Raw genomic sequence first — 21,543 nt, 5'->3', positions numbered from 1 at the left:
ATTCACGCACTGACAATTCAGTCTAACTTAAGTCGTGACTGATTTGAGAGTACGGCATGGATACTTAATTTGATAATTTTTGTGAATTAGGACGCTTTTACCTTGCCTGAGAAACCCGGTTTCTCGTTTCTACTTTCGGAGCTTCCAGGACGCACTGGCGTTAAAAAACCTGGTTTCTGTGTACTTAATGTCATATTGGTTTCTTAATAAAAAAGTATTGCTCGACTCGCTATTAAATAAATAAGTAGGTAGATGCAAATAAACTGGTCTGCGGTTCGGGCAGGTGATAAGCTGTAGCTGAGTAGTCGTGCAAGCTACAATTTCAGCAAGAGGGCGATCGCATTTGTCCGTCCCGCTGGCGCTCAAACTCCGCAAATCGCGCCCGCAGACGGACAGAATCGGGTTTGCGGGCTGGTGCAGTACGATCGGGCGCTTCGCCATAGCATTTTAGATTTGAGATTTTAGGTTTTAGATGGGGAATGACTGATGACTATCGGGGTTTGCGGCTTGCCTACAGTTGCATTCTTTTTTTTAACTCGTAAGCTGTCGCGCATTTAATTTGTAAGCTACTGTTTACTTAAACTCTGGTGGCGCGGGGAGGAGAACCCGCGATCGAGCTTCAATCTAAATGCCAATAGCTTATCACTTCCGAATTCTCATGAAAATGTAAAAATCAAAGAATAACCCTTTTATTTGCCGCTTTCCTCATGCCTTTGCCGCGCCTGTTAACCTTAATTGCTGCTTTCTGCCTCGCCCTGGGGCTGATTATTGGGCTGGTGAGTTCCTTAACAGGGCTTTACAGTCAAGTTGCGTGGTCTGCTTCTCCGCTGCTGGCTAATTTGCTGATTTTCCTGATAATTGTACTTTTGGGAACGTTAATTTTTGCGCTATTTTACTATTTTAGGCTGCTGCAACGCCCGCAGAAAGTTAAGGGAAAACGACCCATTAATCCTAAGGTTCCTGTTGTAAAAAGTGAAGCTGCTTCGGAAAATCTCAAAGCAATCAGGCAGCAAGTCGATCGCATTCAAGATGAAGTAGCGCGGCAAGCTTTGCTGTTGAGAGCTCGCGAAATTGAAGCTAGCATGGCTCGCGGCAGCGTTCGAGTAGTTGTTTTCGGCACCGGTTCTGCGGGCAAAACTTCCGCTGTCAATGCGCTGGTGGGGCGGATGGCGGGACAGGTGGGCGCGCCGATGGGAACTACCGAAGTTGGCGAAACTTACACTCTGAAATTGAAAGGAATCGATCGAGAATTAGCAATTACTGATACCCCAGGGATCTTGGAAGCGGGAGTCGCGGGAACTTACAGAGAGGAATTGGCGAGGCAGTTGGCGGCGAGGGCAGATTTGATCTTATTTGTTTTGGACGGCGATTTGCGCAAATCCGAGTACGAACCGCTGCGGACTTTGGCGGAAATTGGCAAAAGGTCGATCGTGGTTTTTAATAAAGTTGACCTTTATCCCGACACCGACAGAGATGAAATTCTCACTAGGCTGCGGCAGCGAGTCAAAGGTTTTGTATCAGCAATGGATGTAGTAGTGATTAGCGCCAATCCGCAAAAAGTTGTACTAGAAGACGGCACAATTTTTCAGCCAGACCCGGATATTATGCCATTAATTCGGCGCGTCGCTGCGATTTTGCGAGCCGAAGGCGAAGACTTAATTGCCGACAATATTTTGCTGCAATCTCAGCACTTGGGAGACCAAGCGCGCAAGTTAATTGACGCTCAAAGGAGACGGCAAGCTGATAAAGCAGTAGAGCGATTTCAGTGGATCGGAGCCGGAGTAATTGCTGTAACGCCTTTGCCAGTTGTGGATTTGTTAGCGACAGCAGCAGTTAACGCTCAGATGGTAGTAGAAATTGCCAAGATTTACGGCTGCGAATTAAATATCGATCGCGCCAAAGAATTGGCATTGTCTCTAGCAAAAACCCTAGCCAGTTTGGGAATAGTTGAAGGCGTAATTCAAGTAGTGTCAAGGGCGCTGCAATTAAGCGTAGCCGGGTTTGTACTTGGCAAAGCAATTCAAGCAGTCAGCGCCGCTTATTTAACCCGAATTGCCGGTAAAAGTTTTATTGAATATTTCCGTCACGACCAAGATTGGGGCGATGGTGGCATCACCGAAGTTGTGCAAAGGCAGTTTCAGTTAAATCGGAAAGACGAGTTTGTCAAAGCATTTGTCAAAGATGCGATCGCCCGCGTTGTCGAACCTCTGAACATCTATCAGCAAGAATCCGAACCCGAATTAGAAATGTCAGCCGAATTGGAACCAGAACCTTTGTATCAGTCGCCGCAACACGACGATTGGGAAACCCACACCAACAAGCGAAACGATGAGTGGTAATTAGTAATATCAAGTCCGGCTTAAATATGGCCCGGATTTCTCAGTCTGCGCAGGCCGACTTTGTTTGACAAGGAGCGGTTGAAACCGCAGATTGAGGGGTAATTAACTAATGTTGCCCCAGCCATAAATAAACCATCATTTCTCCTTGATCTTTAATCTCAACAGCACCACGCATTTTAACCGAAAATTTATTTTTTATTTCTTTAAATTTAGAAATTACGCATGGGTGCGTCGAAACCGATTTTTTTCACGGAAAAACTTCGTTACAGCAAGCAAGCAAAAGTAAAAGAAATAGGTTTTTGAGAGCATGATTGCGTCCTGAACTCAAATTTATACTAATTGGTCGCGCACAGCGAAAGCTGTGGCTAAAACTTCATATTGCGAGTAAATTCGATCGGCTTCGGCGTCGATTGATGGACTGGCAAGTTGATTTACTGCTTGCTGGCCGTTTTGAAACCAAAAATATCCCACCATTCCCACCGCTGGTGCAATTTGCACTAGAAAAGAGACTACCGGGACACTGTGCAGGGGTAATTTTCCCGAAATTCCCACAATAGCCGGATTCAAAAGTACGATCGACATCGCGGGCAGTTGAGAAATGGGCGTGATTTTTTAATCAGATACTCTTTCAGTCTCAGGTGCCGCATTATATTAAGAAATATGACAATAATTTTACACATTAGGGAGAGTCCGGGGGATCGGGTCAAACCATCGGATCGAGCGATCGGATCGAACACAACTTTGATAAGATGTAAGATTCACAACAAAATTTGCTATTGTCCGTCGGGGTAAAAACAATGAGCGATCGACCAATTATTCTCGGTATTGTCGGAGACAGCGCAGCGGGCAAAACCACCCTGACGCGGGGAATTGCCCAAGTATTGGGACCAGAAAATGTCACTGTGATTTGCACTGACGACTATCACCGCTACGACAGAAAGCAGCGGGCAGAAATCGGAATCACAGCATTGCATCCCGACTGCAATCACCTCGACATCATGCAGCAGCACCTCAGCCTGCTGCGCACGGGACAAGCAATTCTCAAACCCATCTACAACCACACCACAGGTACATTCGACGCGCCGGAATACATCAAGCCCAGCAAATTTGTCATAGTTGAAGGTTTGCTGGGTTACGCAACCCGAACAATCCGCGATTCTTACGACGTAAAAGTGTATCTCGCTCCTCCCGAAGAGTTGCGAACTCAGTGGAAAGTTAAGCGGGATATCATGAAGCGCGGTTATACTGAAGAACAGGTGCTTGCAGAAATAAAAAAACGGGAACCGGACTCGGAAGACTTCATTCGTCCTCAGCGTGAATCGGCTGACGTTGTAGTTAGTTTTTACCCGCCCGAAGCGGACAATGAATCGAATTTGAGCGTCCGTTTAGTGCTCAGGCCGACAATTCCTCACCCTGATTTTACTGAAATTTTAGGTCTAGGCAGCGAGAGTTTTAAACCTGCAATTCGCTTGGAACTCGATCGGGATATGGGCAAACCTGTTGACGTTTTGGAAGTAGACTCCCACGCTACCAGCGATCAAGTAAACGAACTGGAAATGATCTTGTGCAGCGAGTTGCCACACCTGCGGGGATTTTGCACCGCCCAAGGCAACCCGGAAATTGGCAAACTGATCGGCACAACTGGCGAAGTTTTGCAAAGTTACCCGCTAGCTTTGACGCAGTTGCTGGTTGCGTATCACATGATGAAAGCAATTCACGTGTATTAATTGAGAAAACTCGGCGGTTGAAACCGCTCAAGATTCAAACTTTCGTCCGCGGCTCGACGCTCGATTTGCCGAACGTCCTGCGCGGACTAAATAGTGGTAAGGTGCGCATTGCGCACCCTACAAATAGCAGCATTTCGCCCACAGTTTTACGTACATAATTTATGGGCGAAATTGCGGAATTTAAATTATATTATTTGTGTCACAATTGAGGATAAATCCTCAGTGCTGGTAAAGTCAGAGTAGCATTAGCCAATTGCTGAATCGGCAGCGAGACCGGCAAATGACTTTGAGGTGCGGGCAGCATTTCGCCTCGGAAGTCGAGGATGGTGACGAGCAGCAGATAGGCAACTGCTAAAATTATAGAAATCACCCCAGTGATAATAGCAATAATTTTTGAACGATCCATATTCAGAAATATTTAAGTGCAGCTAATATTAGTTTAACATTAAAAAGAACAATTATTAATGAACTTGTGCCATAGAATATAATCAGGTGCTACTTATTTCGCTTACGAAAATGGAACCTCTTCTAGATGCGCCAACTCCCACCGAGATGCCCGGAGCTACCCCAGTAGTGGAAACATTTAATCTGGGCAAGTTCTACCGTACTGGCTTTTGGATGAATGAAAAAATTGAATCGCTCAAAAATTGCACTCTGACTGTCTCTGAAGGGGAAACTTTCGGGTTGTTAGGGCAAAATGGAGCGGGGAAAACTACGCTGCTGAAAACTTTGCTGGGTATAGTGCGCCCTACTTCTGGCCGGGCGCTGCTGTTGGGAAGGCCTTTGGGCGATCGCACTGTGAAGCAGCGAGTCGGCTATTTGCCAGAAAATCCCTATTTTTACGATTATCTCACGGGCTGGGAATTCTTGCAATTTGCGGCGGGGTTATTTCAAATTCCCCCCTCAATTCAGCGGCAGCGAATTCCGAATTTGCTAGACCTAGTTGGGCTATCTCAATCGGCAGCAATTAAAAAACAGTTGCGCCAGTATTCTAAGGGAATGCTGCAACGGATCGGCATGGCTCAAGCTTTGATTAACAATCCAGATGTGGTATTTTTAGATGAGCCGATGTCGGGTTTAGATCCGATGGGACGCTATCAGATGCGGGAGATAATTTTATCTCTGAAAAATCAAGGAAAAACAATTTTTTTTAATTCGCATATATTGTCTGATGTGGAGAAGATTTGCGATCGAGTGGCAATTTTAGCGAAGGGTGAGTTAATTTGCATTGGTGCGATCGACCAACTCCTCGGCAATACTGAAACTTACCGGGTTGAAGGTAGGGGGGGTCACTTGAATATCCTGAAAAAGTGGATACCGGATATGGAAGTTGATAATGATTTGTGGTACGGTCATTTGCAGGGCGAGCCGAAGGAGTTTCTTTCTAGTCTGAACGGTACGGGAGGGCAGCTAATTGGGATGAATTTGGCTAAGCCTAGTTTGGAAGAGTTTTTTATGCAGCAACTGCAAGAAAGAGGAATTTATTCTAGTGGTTGAAGTTTATAAAATTGGCGGCTGAAACCGGGCGGTTGAAACCCAGTGGCTACACATACAAAGTCCGCCTTCGCGGACTAAGAAAACGGGCAAGATGCCCGTTCCACACCACATCAAGTTTCTTGTGGGGTGGGCATCTTGCCCGCCCTGACTAATAATAAAAAAACGGGCAAGATGCACGTTCCACAACACATCAAATTTCTTGCGGGGTGGGCATCTTTCCTGCCTCTGAAAGGCTAATGTTTTTTACTTCCGTTAACAATGGCAACGGTAGATTTGCACATACTAACTCTGCACAATTCCACTGCCGCAGATACTCATAAACTTCAGAAATAATCGCATTTGCTGCATCTAAATCTTGTGCTTGAGAAGCATGATAGTGCGCTCTGATTAATGGTTTAATATCTTCGATATCTTGCCATTCCGATTTTGGTTTGAGCGGAATGCTGATATAATAATGATAGGCTTTGCTGTGGGCGGTACGGATATTTTCGGGGTTTTGACTTAGCAGGTACTCGCCCTTTTCTCGGACTAGCGGATGCAACTGATAGGATTTGAGGTGGCGATCGTAATAGAGCAATTGGCGGCGCTTCAGTCCTTGAATAATGTTTTCTTTAAGCTCATACTTGCTAACTTCTGGCATTTGAGCGCTAATTCCTGCAAAAGATAGTGGATATTCTGAGGTTTGGTAGACAGAAATTCTGCTGAGACAAGTTTGCTCGCCGTCGCTGAGACGCACTATCATTTCATCGATCGCTCTTTCAATATCTCGAATCAGCAACCAGTCTCTCTGGTGCAGAAAAATCCCGACATTTCCCTGAAACTCGGTATCATCTCGAATCAAGGCTGCGACGAGTTGTAAGGCTTTGGGATGTCCTGAATAGCGATCGCACATTTCGGCTAATTCTTCTGGATTTGCAGTCAGATTAAAAGATTGCAATAGGGCAACTTCGGCATCTCGATCCAATCCGTTTAGCTGGATTTCGCGGGTGACTGTTGACGGCAATTCGGCTAAGCTTTCGCGACTGGTGAAAATAATTTTGCTTTGATGTTCAGTTTCTAATAGTTGTTTGAATAACCAAGCATATTCTGCACAATCTTCGGCGAAATAACCAGCGGCTTTGGCTTCTCCAGCTTTCAAAAGTGTGTCGGCGCGATCGAAAACGAGCAAGCAAGGTTTTTCTCTGAGGATTTTGAGCAGATTTTCGGTTTTTTTGAAGTAGTCATTTTGAGCATTGACGGCTGCGGTAATGTCGCCGTTGGAGAGGGTGAATAGCAGCGAGTCAATTGTGCGATCGAAGGGGGGTGATTTGCCTGTTGCCGATTGCAAGGATTGCCAAGCGGCGCAGGTGAAGGGGGTATTTTCTGTGTGGAGTTGGCGAATTAGTTGGCTGACGAGGGTGGTTTTTCCGATGCCCGGTAATCCGACAATTGAGATGGCGGTGATGTCTGAGTTAACGATCGTAGTTTTTAAGATGTCGATTTCTTTTGTGCGCTGTACCCAATTTCTGACGGGGGGTAAGTTTTCTGGGAGGGGGAAAGTGCGATCGTTTTGGTTGTCTAGGGGGATATCTGCGATCGCGGCTGATAGTAATTCTGGTTCTTGAATTTCCCGCGCAACAATGTCTTGCCAGTTTTTCACACCTACAGCTTTGCAAATGTGTATAAAAGTCTCTCGTCTAATTGGTTGCTGCGTCCAAAATCGCTTTAAAGTTGCTTTTGAAGTGAGAGCAGCCTGACACCAGAGCTCATCTGCTTTATTCCATCCGAGATTGCGTCTTACCATGTCAATGATTTTTAGCCCTTCTTCGGATGCTCTGAGCAAACCTGCCATTGCGACTCCTCTACGGAAATTATGCCTTAGTAAAGAATATTACCTGATTTTGTGAGCCAAAAAGTGAGCCAAATGAGCCAAATGATCCTTTTATGTTGAGCCAAATGGTGAGCCGTTGAGCCGATACAGATTCAGGATTGTGGAGTATTGTGAAATGATGTGTTTGGCTGTCAGCTACGTTTGACGGTGCATCTGGCGGGCGATCGGGGATACAGCTTATCTGCTGTTGGAGCAATGTAAAGTTTTATTACAAAAACAGGGCGATTTGCATAAAAAGCAGATGAACGTCCTGATAGATATTTAGGAAAGCTTGCTAGGCGGGCTTTGCTGGATTTGACGCAACTATATTTTTGAGGAGATGGGATTATGGTTAATGTGAATTTCAATATATGGGGTAAGGACAGAATAGTTCAATCTACTCCTAGCACACTGGGAGTAGATGATTCTGCATTAAGGTCTGCCAACCCAGTTGGGCTCCTTGATATCAATCAGCCATTTGGAACAACTGCCGATAAAAATACTTATGTAATCATTCATGGATTTCAAAACCAGGGTGGTAATGCAAAAATTGACACGGGTGGTAATCAGAATAATCAATTTATACCTGAAACCTGGATGTCAGAAAGGGCTAAGGCTCTTCGAGAACGAGAACCGGATGCTAATATCATTCTCGTAGATTGGGAAGACGGTGCTAAACCTGCACTGGGTTTAAACATTTATAATGAAGCAGCCACTAACACCAGAGAAGTGGGAGATCAACTTGCTCAATATCTAAAAGCACGGAATCTTGACCCAAACAAAATAGAGCTTATGGGTCACAGTTTAGGCGCTCATGTATCAGGTTTTGCTGGTGCTAAATATGAAGAACTCACAGGCAACGAACTAAATCGCATCACTGGTTTAGACCCAGCAGGGCCTAATTTTGAAACTAGAGAAACAGGGAATTTTACAACAGTGTTAGTGCCAGGCGCGAGGTCAGGTACTTTTAGAACTGTCCAAGTTCCAGAGCGGGAGCCAGTTCCTCCAAGCGATCGCTTAGACCCCGATGATGCTAAGAGAGTAGTGGCTCTCCATACAAGCAAGACTTTAGGACATGATGATGCAATAGGAGAATTTGATATCTTTGTCAACTGGAATAATTTTTTTCAGCCAGGTAAATCAAACTTTGTTGATAATCATGGCTACGCGAATGAACTATACACAGACCTCATTAAAGGAACAGTTTTCCCTCAATCTGATGGAAAAGTTTTAGATCTGAATAGGTTGAATTCTGCTGAAACTGATAAAATAGACGTTGACAGCACTAAAGCTCTTTTTACAGGCTCAACATCGGGAACTTTTGGCAGCAGCGGGAATAAGAAAATTTTAGGAACTCCTGCTGGTGGAGATAGTGAAAGCTATGTACAGTTTGACGGCAATAGATTGATCACAGCCACTGATATTCCTTTCGAGCTTGGCAATCTGACCTACCGCAATGGACTTACTGTTTTTGGTTCAGAACCTGAAGGTGATTTTCCTCTCAATGTCACGCTGTCTCTCACTAATCCTGTACCTAACACCCAGACTTTTAATTTCCCATTTAACTTGACTACTACAGAAAATACAACTCTCGATCCTGTGAAAGATGGAGATATTCTTCGCTTTTCTGATGGTATTGCTAAAGAAAAATTCAACTTTCAAGGAACAGACTATCGACTGCAATTAGTGGGATTTTCTGCTGATAGCGGTCAAACAACACTAGGGCGATTTAATACGCCTGAACAACAATTTTCTGAGGCTCAGTTGATTGGTCAAATTAAACAAGTATCAATTTTTGGAAACGAAAACGACATTGCGATTGAGTTGGCAGCAAAGCTACCAGAGAAGATAACAAATAAGATAGGAGAGACAATAGATGACTTTAACACCAGAGTTTCCAATTTTAGTAAAGGCTTGTTGGATGGTTTATCTGCTAATGTGTCTAGCGTTCTTTTTCCGCCACCACGAGTTGCCCAAAACTTACAAGCCTCAGCCGAGCAAAATTCAACTTTTCAGATTACTGAAGCAGTAATAGCTCAATATCCCGGAGGGCTGCTGGGGACTGAAAATAACGATCGCATTATCGGCTCTTCCGTAACAGATGTGGTATTAGCTGCTAGGGGTGCTGACACTCTTGAAGGTGCTGCTGGTGGCGATTATTTGCTGGGAGGAAAAGGTGACGATCGCATTTTAGGAGAGGATGCTAACGACATTCTCGCTGGTAATAAAGGTAATGATTTCGTCTCAGGAGGTGTTGCTGATGATTTAGTGAGGGGAGGAAAAGGCAACGATCAAATCTTTGGCGATGATGGAGAAGATATCTTAATCGGTGAAAGAGGAACGGATCGCCTGACTGGTGGAGGTGGAAGCGATATCTTTATCCTGAGAACAGACACAGGTACAGAAGAAACCAATCCTGCTACTGCTGATTTGTTAATTGACTTCAATGCTAGCGAGGGCGATCGCATTGGTATCAATGGAGGCGTACCCATAGACATTCTCATCTTCACTCCTACTGATGTGAATCAAGATGGCACTCCAGACACCATTATCCAATACACAGAAACCAGTCAAATTTTTGGTGTATATACAAATATCTTTGGTGTTGTCATCAACACGCCGCCCGATATTGTGAAAAGTTCCTCGTTCACTATACCCCTGAACGACCCAATCACCCAGATAGGAATGTTGTAGGAAAGTCGCCCAATAGTTGAGTCACAGCAATATTAAGAAGTACGCTCGCCCTTACGACAAAAAGTGCGATCGCCCTTTATCCCTCCCCGTTCATCCGCCTTCATCTGCGGTTCAAAAAAGAGCGATCGCCCTTAACGCAAAAAGTGCGATCGCCCCTTTCAATTCCTAACCAGAAATCACCTCACTCAAAAGATGAGCCTGAGAACCCTCCAGCCGAGGCCCATGAATCTGCACCACCCTAGAAGCCAAGAAATTGCCCCAGCGAGCCGCTTGTGCAGAACTCAAACCGTTAGTAATTCCAAACAAAACACCGCCAGCAAAAGCATCTCCAGCACCCACAGAATCGATCGCCTTTACCGGAAATCCAGCCACATCAACAATGTGTTTGTTCTCCACCACCATGCAGCCTTTCTCCCCATTAGTGATAAAAGCCAAATCCGAAATCTCGCTCATTTTCCGAGCGCACTCTTCCAGAGATTCCTCCTTAAAAAAGCTCCGAACTTCATCAGCATTGCAAAAAATTACATCGCAATATTCCGAAACCACCTTGTGAAAATCATCAGCAAATCGATCGACTAAAAAGCCATCCGAAAAAGTAAAAGCCACCTTCACACCCAGACGCTTAGACTGTTCCATCGTCTCAATGCTAGCCTTTCTCGGATCGGGAGCATCCCAAAGATAGCCCTCAACATAACTGTACTTGCAGTGAGCCAGGCGATCGACATCAATATCACTCGCCGCCAGAGTAGTAGAAACACCCAAATTAGTACACATCGTGCGTTCCGCATCCGGCGTAGTCAGCACTACACAAGTACCAGTGGGCTCGTTCGACTCAGCAGCAGGATGCACGTTAAAATCAATCCCCGCCGCCAGCAAATCTTGCCGGTAAAATTCCCCGTTAGTATCCTTAGCAACCTTCCCCGAATAATACGCTTTACCGCCGCTCTGAGCCAAACCAATCATCGTATTTGCTGCCGAACCGCCCGATCGCATTTGCAGCGAATTGTGCTCTAAATCGTGCAAAATCCCCCCCTGCGTTTCCGAATTCATCAGCGTCATCCCGCCGCGATTCAGCCCGTGGCCGAGTACAAATTCATCTTGCACCAATGCTAGGATGTCTACCAGGGCATTTCCCACGCCAAACACATCCACGGAACCAGATTCTTGATTATTTTCTGTCATCGCTGCTTTTTTTTACACTAACTATCAACTCTATAATAAATCGTATTAAAGTCAACATCCCCACTCCCAATCTAAAGTCCCCAACTTAAAATCTAAAATTCACAATCCAAAATCCCCAATCTAAAATCTAAAATCCAAAATCTAAAATCGCTATGACTTGTCTCCCACCTCTGATTCAGCAAATGTTGCAGCCCGGCTTTTACCCGCACGGGGTGACAGAACCAGTGCAGCTAATTCAGACTCACGCTTCCTTTATCCTGCTGACAGGATATTATACTTACAAAATCAAGAAACCAGTCAATTTTGGCTTTTTCGACTATTCAACCTTGGATAAAAGGCAGCATTTCTGCACCCAAGAATTGCGGATGAACCGACGCACTGCACCAGAAATTTATCTAGAAGTTTTGCCCGTTATTCAAAGTGGCGATTCGTTCCAATTGGGCAGCAACTTACCTGCTATAAATTCCGCCAAAATAGCTGTAGAATATGTGCTGAAAATGCGGGAGTTTCCTCAAGATTCGCTGTTGCTTAGTTTGTTGGAAAATGGAATGTTGACCGAGCAAATTATGGCAGACTTAGGGCGGGAAGTTGCCAAGTTTCACAGCACGACAATTAGTAATAGCTACATTCGCACATTTGGCGAAGTCAATCAGATTCGGATCGCAATAGACAACAATTATCTGATTTCGCAAAAATATATCGGCGGGCCGCAGACTCAGGTACAATTTCAGGAAACTAAAGATTATACAGATGAGTTTTTTGAAAAAAATCAAGAATTATTTAACCGGCGGATTGCCAATAATAAAATTCGCGAGTGCCACGGAGATTTGCACTTGCGGAATATAGCATTGTGGCAAGATAAAATATTGCTGTTCGACTGCATTGAATTTAATGAAGATTTTCGCTTTGTTGATGTCATGTACGATGTCGCTTTTACAGTAATGGATTTGGAATCGCGGGGGCGCAGAGACTTGGGCAATGCTTTTCTCAATACTTACATCGAACAAACAGGGGATTGGAAAGGACTGCAACTGTTGCCTCTGTATTTGAGCCGTCAAGCTTATGTTAGAGCGAAAGTAACTTCGTTAATGTTGGACGATGCCGCTATTTCAACAGCGCAAAAAGCAGAGATTTCACAGACTGCCGCTGATTACTATAAACTGGCTTGGCAATACACACAACCGCGCCGGGGAAAGTTAACTTTGATGTCCGGTTTGTCTGGTTCTGGCAAGAGTACAGCAGCTCGATATTTGGCTCGCCGCACTGGGGCAATTCATATTCGATCCGATGCTGTTCGCAAACATTTAGGCGGGATTTCTTTAAATGAACGCGGCGGACAAGATTTGTACTCGGATGAAATGACCGCGCAGACTTATGGTAGATTGTTAGAGTTGGGGATAATTTTGGCTGACCGAGGTTGGGATGTGATTTTAGATGCAAAGTTCGATCGCCAAAACTTGAGAACGGATGCAATTAATCAGGCTCAATCCCGCGGCTTGCCCCTGCAAATTATTTACTGCACCGCACCAATTGAAGTATTGCGAGAACGGCTGCAACAGCGCCGGGGCGATATTGCCGACGCGACAGCAGAACTATTGAGTTCGCAGCAAGCAGCTTTTGAACCTTTTACAGAAAAAGAACAAATTTCTGTAAACATAGTAGATACCGCGCAAGACTTAGAGGTACAATTAAACTTGATTTGTAGGGAGTAGTTGTAGATAGATCGCCCTTGGCAATTTGATTGTCTGCTAATATTGTAAATATCTTTCTGTGTGAATACAAACAAAACTTGCAGCTCATGCCAAAATTTACCGGAGACTCCAAGGGGTTTAGCCCCGCGCTGATATGGTTTGTGTTGTTTACCGTTGGGTTTCGCTTAGTAGGATGTACGCTGCCCCTGAGTCTCGGCTTTGGTGTCATGGGCGGCGTGGCAGCAGGTTTAGTTGTCGCTTGGTGGCACAACGAATTAATACTCAACCCGAATTTAAATTCCAAGGATAAAACCTCGGATGCTATCCTCAATAAAGACGTAGTGCAAACGGACGGCCATAAATATAGCAAAACCTCTAGGAGTGATGCTGCTACATTGTTTGGCTGGTTGTCAGGGCCAGAGGATCGCCGCTAGCACCGAAAAGAGTTTTGAGTATTGAGATTGCTTATTTCCTCGCAACGCTGCGGGGTTTGAAGTTAAAGAGTTCAGAATTCAAAACTCAATACTAAAAATTAACAACTTTCGCCACCTAAATTACTAATTACTGATTAGCGATTACCGCCCATTACCCCTTCCCGCTAACGAGCAATTTGAATTACTTGCTTAATGTTTGTATTTCTATCGAAACTCCTGCCGCTGTTTATTTATCCTTTGGGGTTGAGTTGCCTGTTAATGATAGCGGCTTTAATCACACTTTGGAAGCGTCCCAAATGGGTGGCTGCACCAATTGCTATGGCTCTAATTATTTTACTGCTCGGAAGTAGCGGTTGGGTTTCAAAATCGTTAGTTCGATCGCTCGAATGGCAAAACTTGCCAACCGCCGAACTCCCCCAAGCTGAAGCGATTATCGTCTTGGGCGGCGGTGTCAAAGCAGCTTTACCTCCCCGTCCTTGGGTAGAATTAGCGGAAGCAGGCGATCGAATAATCTACGGTTCCCGACTTTACAAGCAAGGCAAAGCTTCCCTGTTAATTCTCAGCGGCGGTAGAGTAGATTGGAAAGGTGGGGGGTCTCCAGAATCGGCAGACATGGCAGAAATTGCCCAAACAATCGGCGTACCGGCATCAGCAATTCTGCAAGACCCCGATTCACACAACACCTATCAAAATGCCGTCAACGTGCGGAAAATTTTAGATGCTAAAGCTATAAAAGGGCCGGTTTTGCTAGTGACATCGGCGATGCACATGACTCGATCGCTCTTAATTTTCCAGCGTCAGGGAATAAAAGCAATTGCCGCACCAACAGACTTTCAGATAACGCAGCAGGATATCGCAGCATCCCAAAGCAATTGGCAAGCAGTCGCCTTGGATTTATTGCCGGATACTTATCAGTTACACCAGTCAACTAAAGCTTTGAAAGAATACCTCGGCTTAATAGTTTATCGTCTGCGGGGATGGCTTTAACAAAATTTTATATTTTAAATATTGGATTTTAGATTGAAGAATTTAAACTAATATCAAATCCGGTTGCATCCCAATTATAGGGGCGGGGCGGGTTTATATAATTTGTCTATACTTATCAAATATCTGGGCGAACCCGCCCATACAAAACTTCATCAGATAAAATTCCGAATCAAACTGATACGATCTAAAATCTAAAATCTAAAATCTAAAATCTAAAATCTAAAATCCTATGATTTATTGTGTTAGCTTAAAGTCATTACAGCAAATATTAGCCACAGTCGCCCCCAAACAATCATGCTGCCCCACGAGTTGCAAAACATTGCCCCAGAACCGACTCCCGCGGCCGAAATTTTTCAGAGACACCAAATTGTCCGGGAGTTTTACGATGAAATTAAGTACCGTCAAGAACTAGAACTTCACTGCCAGTGGTATTACGCTACAGCCAAGCAGCATCAGCAGGAATTGCAGAAAATGCAGGGAGATTTGAATATCTTCGGTTGGTTCAGCCGCGGACGGTCGAAAAATTAATGATTAAATAAAAAAGATGGTTGGTAGTAAGGACTTTAGTCCGGCCGATCGACTAAAAGCTATAGAAAAAACTGAAGTCCTCACTACAAACTGTACAACAGCTATATGACTCCCGCCCAAAAACGGATACTTGCGAACGACAGGAGTCGCGGCGCAAAATTTTAGACCCTAGTTCAAGCTTCCAGATTCATCTGTGGAGTAAATCTAAAATCTAAAATCTACTGACAGGATTGGATATTGTCTTTTGCCTCCGGCTTCAACTTTTGAGACAGCTAGACTTCCTAAGATATCACTTCGACCTCATCCTCTTTCAGGTGAGCTCGAAATTTTTTGTCAAACTGAACTAGAACCGGCCAATTGGCACTGACAGGTCGGCCGTGCCATTCGTGAACGATCGCCACGATTTCTCCTTCCATACCCTTAATATCAAATGGTTGACTGCGATTTTGAGGGTGGTGGTAGACAACAACAGAGTTTTTAATGCAAACGCGATCGCCAACTTTCATAGACTTATATTTAGTGTTCTCTCTTCAAAACTCTGCAAAGCCTACGGGTGCTTAACACTTGTAGGCTTTGCCGACAGTCTTCTTATCTTCCCACAAGTAGAGCGAAAACTTAAACAAAGTTGGCGGTTCCCTGTCGCTGATTTGATCCCCAGCCCCGATCCACGCCAGCCGAAATGTTGATGATTCTGGGTTGATCCCGCAAGCCCGATCGGCATTTAAAGCCCGATCGGGCGGGTTCTCAAGCGCGGGAATTGATTGCCTTGGCTAATCGAGAAACGATCAACTTAACTGATTTAACCAACACTCAACATCAACGGCCAAGGTTCGGCCCAACTCCAGCAACTGCCGGATCGAAGGCAAGTCCCAGCCGACGCCGGAACCTGCAATCCCCAAGGCAACGGCAGCGACCACACTATCGCCCGCCGAGGCATCTTGCAGTTGCAGCCAGCCCAAACACAGAGGCACAATTTGACTGTACAGAGAATCGAAATACAGTTCCTGCGATCGATCCAGACACAAACCCAGACTCAGCCGATCGCCCACAGCAATCAAACGCTCGATCGTGCGGATATCAGTTTCTAACTTGACAGGCGAGCGGTCCTCCGCGCCCGAGCCTGCTTGCAGCAGCGCGTCAAGCGATCGCCAAACCATTTTTTCCAAAATTTGCTTGACTTCGGGAACGTTCAACCGACAGCGGAGATGGCCGCTTTCAGTGGCGATCGCCTCTATTTCTGCCAGCAGCGGTTCCACATCCTCCGTTTCCAGTTCCAGGGCCTTGGCCGCCGTCAAACAGCGGTGTCCCAAAGCCACCTCAGCAGCAACCTGCAACTCTACCGGCACTGGCAACTCGTCGCGGTGGAACGCCATCATCACCCCGTAATTTTCGCGGTAAACCTGGGTGTAAAGCTGATCCAACCGAGTCAAATTTTCCTGACTCAGCAACTGCACGATCCGGTGGCGTTCCTCAGCAAACAAATCCCGCAAGCTAAAGGACTGATCCCCAAACAGTCGCACCATTTCCAGAATCGCGTGGGCCGCCGATGCTTCTTGCAGAACTCCAAACAACCGCTCTTTGAGCATAGTGTAAGACCGGCGGCTGCCAAAAGGCTGAATGCAGCAGTGGAAGTCCCAGCCGCCGAGGTGCAGCGCAGCAAACACATAAACCTCTGTTTCCCGCGTAATTTCCGAGGTTAACTGCAATTGACCCACAGCCAGAGTCATCGAGCCCATGCGCTGAATTTGGAAATCTTCCTGCAGGGCCTGATAGCAGTAAACTCGCTGTTCCCGGGGATATTTGGCAAACAGAGAACTGATCGCGTAGTGGGCGGCCACTTGTCTGAGACTAATTTGGGCTGTCACCACGAGTTTGCGGTAAACTTCCGCCCCTGTTTTGAAATAGTCAACGTTGCTGGGTACGAGGGCTAGTTGAGCGACAAAATCCTTTTCTAGCTGGACGCCGGTAACTTCGGCAGCCAATTCCAGCGCCCGGGCCGCGTAGCGCAGAATTTGCACGCCTTCTGGCCGCGAGATTTCTTCAAAAAACCAGCCGCAGCTAGTGAACATTAACAGGGTGTGGCGCTGCATTTCCAGCAGTCGCAGGACGTCCACCTGTTCTCCGGCATCGAGGGGGCGGATTTGATGGCGTTCGAGGAAACTGTCAACGTTAGCGGGCGATCGATCGCGGATGACCTCAATATATTCATCTCTGGCTTTCCAGGGATCGCGCAACAGCTTGCGCCCCGCTTCTTCGTAAATCGGAATCAGTCGATCGCGTAGCCAATTGAGAGTATCCCGCAAGGGGCGGCGCCATTTTTGGTTCCACTCGCCACCGCCGCCGCAGCCGCAATCTTCTTGCCAGCGATCGACCCCGTGAGAGCAACTCCAGGCCGTCACGGGTTTGAGTTCCACTTCCCAAGCGCTCGGATTTTGACTTAAATAATGAGCAAAATTCGTCACCGTCCAGTTTCGACGGGGAAACTCTTCTGTGAAGGCGTAAGCGAGACATTTTTCGGTACCGTTTTTGTGGTGGCCGAAAGTTTCGCCGTCCGTCGCCACGCAGATTAATTGAGCCGGTCGGTGGTCTCCCCGCACTGCTTGACCCAAGCGGCCGACCAAGTGGTGGCTGCTGCTGAGAACGTCATTGAAGCCCATATCCCGCGAGATCGGGCCGTCGTAGAAAAAGATATCGATGTAGGGAGTGTTGGCAGTTGGGGCTGGAGAATTGTGGGAGTGCTGGCGGCCAAAATAGTGAGTGCTCAGCGGCGAGAGTTGATGGTCAGCCATCAATCGCATTTCTGGTTTCAAATAGCAGCGGTACGGGCGAGTCGGATCGATTTGACCCCCGCCGACTTCGTGCCATTCGGAATTATGCCCTGGTTCCCCTTCGTGGTTTTGCCCGATAAGGGGGCGGCAGCGTTCGGCTTGGGAGGGGGCTAAGACAATGAAGCGGATGCCTTCAGCGACTAAAACTTCGAGGGTGGCGTAGTCTACTGCGGTTTCGGCGAGCCACATTCCTTCGGGATCGCGATCGAACCGGGAGCGAAAATCTGCGATCCCCCAGCGAATTTGGGTGTATTTGTCTCGCTCGTTAGCCAGCGGCATGATGATGTGATTGTATACTTGGGCGATCGCGTTGCCGTGACCGTTGAGCCGCTGACAGCTTTTCCGATCGGCCTCCAGAATCCGCTGGTAGACTTCCGTGTCGTAGCGTTCGAGCCAGCTCATCAGGGTCGGCCCGATGTTGAAGCTCATATACTCGTAGTTGTTGACGATCCCCGTGACTTCGCCGCGATCGTTGATTATGCGGGCAAAGGCGTTGGGGCGGTAGCACTCGTTGTCAATGCGTTCGTTCCAGTCGTGGGCTGGAGAGGCGCTGGCTTGGCGTTCGATCGCGTCCAGGTAAGGGTTTTCCCGGGGTGGCTGGTAAAAGTGACCGTGAACCGTCACGCAGACCCCAGTTGCAGCAGCCACACTGCTTTGGGTTGCAGCCTTTACGGTTGGCGCAGACAAAGGTAGCACATCGGATTGAGTTGTAGAAATCGAAACCATGCGATCGAATCCTCAAGTAGTTAAAGACAATAAAACCAGCCTAATTAGAAACTGAAACCTTACGCAGCAAGAGTTGTAGCGAGGCATCTGTTAGGGGTAAATTTTGGCAGATAAGTTTTGATACATTTGTAGTATTGCTAGCAAAGCATTCGTTCCAAGATGCCAACCGTCGATCCCTGGTGTTTTTGCCAATGCTTTGCTGTTGAAAGACTTAAAAAAGGTAGCTTTTGCTGCTTTTTGGCACTTGCGACCCATTTCGGGTTCGTGCTTGCAGGGCTGCTCGTTGAGAGTTTCATTTACCTTGCTGGATTGTAAAGTCTTATTCATTAAATAGCAACTTTTCGCCGGAAAGATTTAATTTTTGGCAAGAAATCTTGGCGGTTGTGGATAATCGGTTTAATGCCCGATCGATTTATAGAATAAGAGTTTTGCCCTAGTTTCGCATCATACTTTAGGTGCTTTTTACCTAAGTCCTAGAGAAGTTAGGCTAGTTGGGTTAGGGCGGGGCAAATTTGCTGCAAATGTACTTTCCAGAAGAGTTGTAACACTTGTGCGGAGTCAAAAGGCAACAAAAAAGCAAAACGGTAACTGTGATGTTTTAACTCCTGAGAGGTATGTGGGGGCGGAGGCGGAGGCATTGGAGGAGGAGGAGGGTTTGGACGAGAAGATGCTGCATTTGACGGCGAAGTTGGAGAGGCAATTTGCCGAGAGTGCCAAGTTAGAGGCGATGATTCGGGAAAATCGGCAGAGGGTGGGTTCTGGCAGATAGTTCGTCAATTGCTGATGATTATCATGATTTTTGGCGAGAACTTAAGGAACGTATTGTGCAATATCAAGTGCGGACCGTACTTTGTGTCAACTGCGAATTAGTGTTGCTTTACTGGCCAATTGGACGGAATATTTTAAACAGGCAACAGCCGCGAGGATGGGGAGCAAAAGTTATAGACAATTTAGCTGTTTACTTACAAATAGCTTTTCCTGAAAGGATGTTTGCCGACAATTGAGCAGTTAGAAGCGGTGGATGTGGAAATTGAGGAGGAATGATAAAATTAGATAGTGCGAAGTAAAGATAAGTATTATGAAAAATCTTAGAGCAATCCTTCACCCTAGCTGTAACCCGTGATGTTTTGCTGCCCAAGGTTCTCTCAGGTGAGATTCGGGTGAAGGATTTAGAGAACCTAGCTAGAAATATCAGGAACCCGCACCATCATTTCTCCTATGCACCGTCTTTTCAAACTTGATTCGTTCAGGAGGTTTTGGAGGTTCTGGACGTTCTGGAGGTTTTCGAGAAGTATTAGACTCTTGCTGATCTGCTGAATTATTAGACATGGAGGTTCCTTTGAGTAATAATGAATGTAATCCCAATATAACGCTAATTTACGAATACGCAGAGCAGGCATTAAAAGATTTAGATATGAGTAGCAATAGGCTTGCTACAAAACTAGGTATAGTGCTGGGATTTGATGCAGCTCTAATTCGCTTTTTTTCCAGCTTGCCAGATCGTTCGCTTGCAGTAAATATTGATGCTTTGGATATTTCTTTGGAGTGTAATTTTTGTTTGGTTTTAAAATTTTCAAGTTACCTGGCTTTAATAATTTCTTTGATTTATTGTTTCTTGGGATTTAAGTCGCAAATAGCAGGGGAAATAATTTTGCCCGCCGAATTAATAGAAAAATGCTTTGACATAACAGAGGAAGAGTATAGACTCTTAATCATAGAAAACTGGAATCAATCCATCAAGGAATTGGCTAAAAATAGAGACAAAATATCAGATTTGTTTAAAGGGGCTATCTGGGCACTAATATGCGCTGCTATTTTGTCCGCAATTGACGTAATTTTATCTTCTTTCTTAGTCAAGTAAACTACTAAAATACAGAGAGAATTAATTAATGACATCCACCAACAAAAAGAACAATTAAGCAACATCTACCTGCAAGCTGTCACCACCGTTGCCGGCTATTCCCTCTACAAACCATTCGTAGACGATGATAGCGTGGATTCGGGAGTAGCTGCCAAAGGCACGACTGGCCCCATCAGAGCACCTCGCTGAGAATTGCAGTGAAAATCTACATCAAGAGATATCCAAGACGATCGCTTTATCCGCTACCCCCTCAAGCTCAAAAACTACGACGACTTAAGAATGGATGACTTCGCCATTCCCCGAATTTTAGTTGTCGTTTTAATCCCCGAAACACCCGAAGACTGGTTAACCCAGTCCGAAACAGAACTCTGCATCAGAGGCTGCGGATATTGGATCTCGCTGCGGGGAAAGCCAAAAACACAAAACACAAACGCTGTCACCGTCGCCATCCCCAAAACCAACCAATTTACAGTCGCCGCCCTTCAGTCAATTATGGAGGGAATTAGCCAAGGAGTTCAACCATGAAAATCACCGTAAAAGATAGCCAAACTCTCGAAACAATCGAGCTAAATCAACTGAGAAATTACTTACAAACTCACGGCTGGCATGAAGAACAACCTTTTTTAGATAATGCCACACTTTGGCACAAACCAACAGCCGATGCAGAAGAATTTGAAATATTGCTACCTAACCGGGAAAACCTGGGAGATTATGCAGCCCGCATCCGCGAGGCAATCCAAACCCTAGAAAACGCAGAAAATCGCCCTCAAATTGAAATTTTAAGCGAACTACTTACCCGCATTCCCAACACGACTATTCAGGGAATTGTTATGCAAATTCACACCCCAAATACCAAAAATTTAAGTGGCGAAATTACTCTCCTCGGCCTTGTAGTTGCCAAATTGCGGAAAATTCAAACTTCACTCGCAGACAAAGATTATATCCTGGCGATTAAAGCTTATCATGAACGCTTACCGATTCTCTGTACCGGTGACTTAATCAAAGACGACAACGCCTTCATCCTCAAAAACCCCCACAACTTAACTCTCGATGAATTGTGGTAAAACTAACAGATTTTGTCGAAATCTATATTAAACACCTTCCAAACAGATATCAAGTTCCCTAGGAATGAAAATTTAATAACATTAGCGTCTGCTAAATAGTCGGAACTGCACGATAATTCCATTTTGGTAGATATTC

The 21,543-nt window shown here is 45.7% G+C and carries 22 protein-coding genes and 1 pseudogene; 14 read left to right on the top strand and 9 right to left on the bottom strand.

Annotated elements, in window-relative coordinates; genetic code table 11:
- Positions 1-129: 129 nt before the first annotated feature.
- Complete coding sequence (locus QUA20_RS07855; protein WP_333187325.1) at positions 130-441, bottom strand: hypothetical protein; 312 nt, start codon at positions 439-441, stop codon at positions 130-132.
- 266 nt (positions 442-707) lie between these two features.
- Between QUA20_RS07855 and QUA20_RS07850 the strand changes: the two genes are divergently transcribed.
- A complete protein-coding gene (locus QUA20_RS07850) occupies positions 708-2,339 on the top strand; it encodes a GTP-binding protein (protein ID WP_333187322.1) in 1,632 nt (543 codons plus the stop codon).
- A gap of 330 nt (positions 2,340-2,669) precedes the next feature.
- On the opposite strand, the gene QUA20_RS07845 is transcribed toward QUA20_RS07850, so the two are convergent.
- A complete protein-coding gene (locus QUA20_RS07845) occupies positions 2,670-2,921 on the bottom strand; it encodes a hypothetical protein (protein ID WP_333187320.1) in 252 nt (83 codons plus the stop codon).
- A gap of 215 nt (positions 2,922-3,136) precedes the next feature.
- Here QUA20_RS07845 and QUA20_RS07840 point away from each other — a divergent pair, with 215 nt between their 5' ends.
- Positions 3,137-4,066, top strand: a complete 930-nt coding sequence (locus tag QUA20_RS07840; protein ID WP_172186600.1) for a phosphoribulokinase — start codon at positions 3,137-3,139, stop codon at positions 4,064-4,066.
- 199 nt (positions 4,067-4,265) lie between these two features.
- Here QUA20_RS07840 and QUA20_RS07835 read toward each other — a convergent pair whose 3' ends face one another.
- Positions 4,266-4,472: a hypothetical protein gene (locus tag QUA20_RS07835; RefSeq protein WP_333187318.1), complete on the bottom strand. Its 207-nt coding sequence runs from the start codon at positions 4,470-4,472 to the stop codon at positions 4,266-4,268.
- A gap of 110 nt (positions 4,473-4,582) precedes the next feature.
- Between QUA20_RS07835 and QUA20_RS07830 the strand changes: the two genes are divergently transcribed.
- Positions 4,583-5,563, top strand: coding sequence for an ABC transporter ATP-binding protein (locus QUA20_RS07830; RefSeq protein WP_333187315.1), 981 nt, complete (start codon positions 4,583-4,585; stop codon positions 5,561-5,563).
- Between the two features lie 190 nt (positions 5,564-5,753).
- Here the strand turns inward: QUA20_RS07830 and QUA20_RS07825 are convergent, their stop codons facing one another.
- The gene (locus tag QUA20_RS07825; RefSeq protein WP_333187313.1) at positions 5,754-7,394 is read right to left on the bottom strand and encodes an ATP-binding protein; all 1,641 of its coding nucleotides are present in this window, start codon (positions 7,392-7,394) and stop codon (positions 5,754-5,756) included.
- 366 nt (positions 7,395-7,760) lie between these two features.
- On the opposite strand from QUA20_RS07825, the gene QUA20_RS07820 reads away from it, so the two are divergent.
- Positions 7,761-10,106 carry a choice-of-anchor K domain-containing protein gene (locus tag QUA20_RS07820; RefSeq protein WP_333187311.1) on the top strand — a complete coding sequence of 782 codons (2,346 nt, stop codon included), beginning with the start codon at positions 7,761-7,763 and terminating at the stop codon, positions 10,104-10,106.
- Between the two features lie 16 nt (positions 10,107-10,122).
- Entirely contained in the window at positions 10,123-10,275 is a 153-nt protein-coding gene (locus QUA20_RS07815; protein WP_333187308.1) for a hypothetical protein, read from the top strand.
- Here QUA20_RS07815 and QUA20_RS07810 read toward each other — a convergent pair.
- Entirely contained in the window at positions 10,272-11,288 is a 1,017-nt protein-coding gene (locus QUA20_RS07810) for an adenosine kinase (protein ID WP_333187307.1), read from the bottom strand. The genes QUA20_RS07815 and QUA20_RS07810 overlap by 4 nt on opposite strands.
- Positions 11,289-11,440: 152 nt before the next feature.
- Here QUA20_RS07810 and QUA20_RS07805 point away from each other — a divergent pair, with 152 nt between their 5' ends.
- From QUA20_RS07805 to QUA20_RS07790, 4 genes are all read left to right on the top strand, one after another.
- Positions 11,441-13,000, top strand: coding sequence for an AAA family ATPase (locus QUA20_RS07805; protein ID WP_333187305.1), 1,560 nt, complete (start codon positions 11,441-11,443; stop codon positions 12,998-13,000).
- Positions 13,001-13,086: 86 nt separating this feature from the next.
- A complete protein-coding gene (locus QUA20_RS07800; protein ID WP_333187303.1) occupies positions 13,087-13,413 on the top strand; it encodes a hypothetical protein in 327 nt (108 codons plus the stop codon).
- A 192-nt stretch (positions 13,414-13,605) separates the two neighbouring features.
- Positions 13,606-14,400 carry a YdcF family protein gene (locus tag QUA20_RS07795; protein ID WP_333187300.1) on the top strand — a complete coding sequence of 265 codons (795 nt, stop codon included), beginning with the start codon at positions 13,606-13,608 and terminating at the stop codon, positions 14,398-14,400.
- Between the two features lie 294 nt (positions 14,401-14,694).
- Complete coding sequence (locus QUA20_RS07790; protein ID WP_172186607.1) at positions 14,695-14,928, top strand: hypothetical protein; 234 nt, start codon at positions 14,695-14,697, stop codon at positions 14,926-14,928.
- A 281-nt stretch (positions 14,929-15,209) separates the two neighbouring features.
- Here QUA20_RS07790 and QUA20_RS07785 read toward each other — a convergent pair whose 3' ends face one another.
- From QUA20_RS07785 to QUA20_RS07775, 3 genes are all read right to left on the bottom strand, one after another.
- Positions 15,210-15,434, bottom strand: a complete 225-nt coding sequence (locus tag QUA20_RS07785) for a ferredoxin-thioredoxin reductase variable chain (protein WP_172186608.1) — start codon at positions 15,432-15,434, stop codon at positions 15,210-15,212.
- Positions 15,435-15,713: 279 nt separating this feature from the next.
- Complete coding sequence (locus QUA20_RS07780) at positions 15,714-18,482, bottom strand: DUF3536 domain-containing protein (RefSeq protein WP_333187297.1); 2,769 nt, start codon at positions 18,480-18,482, stop codon at positions 15,714-15,716.
- A 90-nt stretch (positions 18,483-18,572) separates the two neighbouring features.
- Positions 18,573-18,809, bottom strand: coding sequence for a hypothetical protein (locus tag QUA20_RS07775; protein ID WP_172186610.1), 237 nt, complete (start codon positions 18,807-18,809; stop codon positions 18,573-18,575).
- Between the two features lie 223 nt (positions 18,810-19,032).
- On the opposite strand from QUA20_RS07775, the gene QUA20_RS07770 reads away from it, so the two are divergent.
- Positions 19,033-19,251, top strand: a complete 219-nt coding sequence (locus QUA20_RS07770; RefSeq protein ID WP_333187293.1) for a hypothetical protein — start codon at positions 19,033-19,035, stop codon at positions 19,249-19,251.
- Entirely contained in the window at positions 19,223-19,486 is a 264-nt protein-coding gene (locus tag QUA20_RS07765; RefSeq protein WP_333187561.1) for a DUF1016 N-terminal domain-containing protein, read from the top strand. The genes QUA20_RS07770 and QUA20_RS07765 overlap by 29 nt, the downstream gene beginning before the upstream one ends.
- Before the next feature lie 187 nt (positions 19,487-19,673).
- Here the strand turns inward: QUA20_RS07765 and QUA20_RS07760 are convergent, their stop codons facing one another.
- Positions 19,674-19,811, bottom strand: a complete 138-nt coding sequence (locus tag QUA20_RS07760; protein ID WP_333187290.1) for a hypothetical protein — start codon at positions 19,809-19,811, stop codon at positions 19,674-19,676.
- 10 nt (positions 19,812-19,821) lie between these two features.
- Here QUA20_RS07760 and QUA20_RS07755 point away from each other — a divergent pair, with 10 nt between their 5' ends.
- From QUA20_RS07755 to QUA20_RS07745, 3 genes and pseudogenes are all read left to right on the top strand, one after another.
- Entirely contained in the window at positions 19,822-20,343 is a 522-nt protein-coding gene (locus QUA20_RS07755; protein WP_333187288.1) for a hypothetical protein, read from the top strand.
- Positions 20,344-20,556: 213 nt separating this feature from the next.
- Positions 20,557-20,868 (top strand): annotated as a pseudogene (locus QUA20_RS07750) (DUF4365 domain-containing protein); the annotation flags it as partial.
- A complete protein-coding gene (locus QUA20_RS07745; protein ID WP_333187285.1) occupies positions 20,865-21,407 on the top strand; it encodes a hypothetical protein in 543 nt (180 codons plus the stop codon). The pseudogene QUA20_RS07750 and the gene QUA20_RS07745, both read left to right, overlap by 4 nt.
- Positions 21,408-21,543: the final 136 nt, after the last annotated feature.

Origin of the sequence: Microcoleus sp. Pol7_A1, from assembly GCF_036701085.1 — a bacterium.
In the GTDB taxonomy this organism is placed as follows: Bacteria; Cyanobacteriota; Cyanobacteriia; order Cyanobacteriales; family Microcoleaceae; genus Microcoleus; species Microcoleus asticus.
The sequence above is the reverse complement of the archived record's forward strand: the minus strand, read 5'-3'. Positions and strand labels throughout refer to the sequence as shown.